Below are 2,914 nucleotides of genomic sequence, written 5' to 3' on the forward strand. Positions count from 1 at the left end.
CGCGGGCGCCGCGTCGACAGGCACGGCGTCGACAGGCACGGCGTCGACAGGCACCGCGTCGACAGGCACCGCGTCGACAGGCACGGCGGCGGCGGGCACGGCAGCAGGCACGGCGTCGACCGGCAGCGTGTCGACCGGGACGTCGGGCAGCGCAGGCGGGGTCACCGGCAGAGCGGGCACCACGGCGACCGGGTCCGGCGGGATCAGCCCGCCGAGCAGCGAGGGGAGCAGGCCCTGGACGGTGCCCAGGACGTCGTTCAACAGGCCGCCGAGCGGCGTCTCGGGCACGGCGGGCACGACCGGCACGGCGGGCAGGGTCGGTACTGCGGGCAGCTGCTCGGCCGCGGGCGCGGCCATGGCCGTGCCCGCCCCGAGGACGGCGACGCTGCCGCACGTCGCCACAGCGACGAGCGAGAGCGCGATCTTCTTCCGCACGGCAAGCCTCCTACTAGTGATGTCCGGCGGGGAACGGCGGAATCATGTGGAGGTCGGGTGGCGGCTGACCATGACCCGATCGGGGAGGGCCCACCGGCGAGATCGCGCAACGTGTGCACTCCCGCCCCTGAACCCCCGGACGCGCGACGCCCGACCGGGTGACCGGAGGCCTGCGGAGGGGGCGGGGACCCGGTCGGTGGGTCCCAGGGGCCTCTCGTGTCACCCGGTGGCGTACGAAGCGGATCACCCTCACCCGTTCAGGGCGGAGGTCACCGAACGTGGAGCTGCGCCCGGGGTGCCGTCACGAAGCGTGCTCGGGGCGGGTCAGCCGCTCGAGCCGCCGGGCCGTGGGCCAGCGCACGGAGTGTGCCCACCCGAGGGACTCGAAGATCCGGATGAGCCGGGCGGAGACGTCGACCTGGCCGGGCTCGGCGCCGTGTCGCGCGCAGGTGGGGTCCGCGTGGTGCAGGTTGTGCCAGGACTCCCCGAAGGACAGCAGCGCGAGCCACCAGACGTTGGCCGAGCGGTCCCGCGCCGCGAACGGCCGGTCCCCCCAGATGTGGCAGACCGAGTTGATGGACCAGGTGACGTGGTGCAGGAGCGCCACGCGCACGAGCCCGGCCCAGAACAGCCCGGACAGCGCCCCGGCCCAGGACCAGGTGAGCAGACCGCCGAGCAGCCCCGGCAGCAGCAGGCTGGTGAGGGCGAACCAGAGGAAGCCGTCCGAGACCCGGCGGACGGCGGTGTCGGCCAGCAGGTCGGGGGCGAACCGGCGGGCGTTGGTCTTGTCCCGCTCCAGCAACCAGCCCATGTGGGAGTGCCAGAAGCCCTTGGCCAGCGCGCCCGGCCCGGTGCCGAACAGCCACGGCGAGTGCGGGTCGCCCTCCTTGTCGGAGAAGGCGTGGTGCCTGCGGTGGTCGGCGACCCAGGAGATCGGCGAGCCCTGCAGGGCGAGCGACCCGGCCACCGCCAGACCGACCCGCAGGCCCCGCCGCGCCTTGAACGACCCGTGCGTGAAGTGCCGGTGGAAGCCCACCGTGATGCCCAGTCCACTGACGACGTAGAACACCGCGAAGAGGGCGACGTCCGTCCAGCCCAGACCCCAGCCCCACGCGACGGGCACGGCGGCCGCGACCGCCAGCAGCGGGATGACCATGAAGGCGACGACGAGGACGTGCTCCAGCGCGGAGCGACGTCCCTCGGTGGCGGGTTCCGCGGCGCGCGGTCCGGGGTGTTCCGGGGCGAGGGTGGGCATGCGTGGCCTATCTCTAGCGGGGGGTCGGTCGGGGGAGGACCGGCTCCGGCCGACGGTGGGGCACGGAGGAGGACCGGCCCGTCACCAGCGACCTGAAGGTCACGGTAGCGCAACGAAGAGGACAAGAAGAGATCGCGGTGGACCCGGTGGATCGTCGTGCAGGAGTGCGTCCGCCGTCACGTTCGGCCGTGATAGCGTTCCTGCCGGTTGCAGTCGTGTCTTCCTCGATCGTTGAGACAGCGTGCGTGGATGTGTGTGACAGCGGGCTCCGCACGCGCGGTCGGGGGCTTCCACTCCCACCCCGTCGTGCTCCCGCGCAGCCTCCGGGCGTCAGCATGTCGACCGGATCCGTTCAGTGTGCGTGGGAGAACAGTTATGCCGCAGGGCACCGTCAAGTGGTTCAACGCCGAGAAGGGCTTCGGCTTCATCGCCACCGACGACAACGGGCCGGACGTCTTCGTCCACTACTCGGCCATCCAGACCCAGGGCTTCCGGACCCTCGAGGAGAACCAGCGCGTCTCCTTCGAGTCCTCCATGGGCGCCAAGGGCCCGCAGGCCGACTCGGTGACCCCGCTCTAAGCGGCATCTGCTGAGTCTTCCGCTGCCGGCGTTCCCCTCGGGGACGCCGGCAGCGGCCGTCTCAGGCCAGCCACCGGCAGGTGAGTGCCAGCCCCTCCTCGACACCGCGGGGCGCGATCCCGAGCGCGCGGGCCTGGGCGTCGTCCACCCGGACCGGCGGGTAGTGGCCGTAGACCTCGGAGCGCCGGGCGAAGGTCGGCGCGTCCGGACCGAGGGTGGAGCCCGGCGGCAGCGCCTGCACCCGGTGCGGGCTCCCGAGCAGTGTGCAGGCCCGGTCCAGGACCCGGCCGAAGGGCGCCACCTCGCCGCACAGCGCGTACCGGTGCCCCGGCTCGCCCGCGTCGAGCGCGCGCAGCGTGCCCGCGGCCGCGTCCTCGGCGAGGACCCAGCCGATCGGCGCGTCGACGATCTCGGTGATCTCCCCGCGCGCCGCCGCCAGCAGGAGGCCGTTGTAGCTCTGCGGCCCCGCGGGCGAGGGTCCGTAGATGCTCACCGGCACCACGATCGACGCGTCCAGGTCCGCGGCGAGCACGAGCGCGTCGGCCTCCGCCTTGGCCGCGGAGTAGGGGTCGGAGAGCGCGGGCGGGCCGGCCGGACGTTCGGTGACCAGCCCGGACGGGTCCATGACGGCGGCGCTCGAGCTGG

Annotated in this window: 3 protein-coding genes and 1 pseudogene; 1 reads left to right on the plus strand and 3 read right to left on the minus strand. The window is 73.5% G+C overall.

Going from position 1 to position 2,914, the window contains the following annotated elements; all coding sequences use genetic code 11:
- A pseudogene (locus tag H5J29_RS27485) lies at nt 1-435 on the minus strand (hypothetical protein); the annotation flags it as partial.
- Between the two features lie 301 nt (nt 436-736).
- On the minus strand, nt 737-1,690 hold the full coding sequence (locus tag H5J29_RS27490; protein WP_181783901.1) for an acyl-CoA desaturase: 954 nt from the start codon (nt 1,688-1,690) through the stop codon (nt 737-739).
- 375 nt (nt 1,691-2,065) lie between these two features.
- On the opposite strand from H5J29_RS27490, the gene H5J29_RS27495 reads away from it, so the two are divergent.
- A complete protein-coding gene (locus H5J29_RS27495) occupies nt 2,066-2,269 on the plus strand; it encodes a cold-shock protein (protein ID WP_181783902.1) in 204 nt (67 codons plus the stop codon).
- Between the two features lie 61 nt (nt 2,270-2,330).
- Here H5J29_RS27495 and H5J29_RS27500 read toward each other — a convergent pair.
- Nucleotides 2,331-2,914 (minus strand): NAD-dependent epimerase/dehydratase family protein (locus H5J29_RS27500; protein WP_220188009.1); only part of this gene is annotated, 584 nt, incomplete at its 5' end.

Source organism: Pseudonocardia pini (assembly GCF_013870575.1).
In the GTDB taxonomy this organism is placed as follows: Bacteria; Actinomycetota; Actinomycetes; order Mycobacteriales; family Pseudonocardiaceae; genus Pseudonocardia; species Pseudonocardia pini.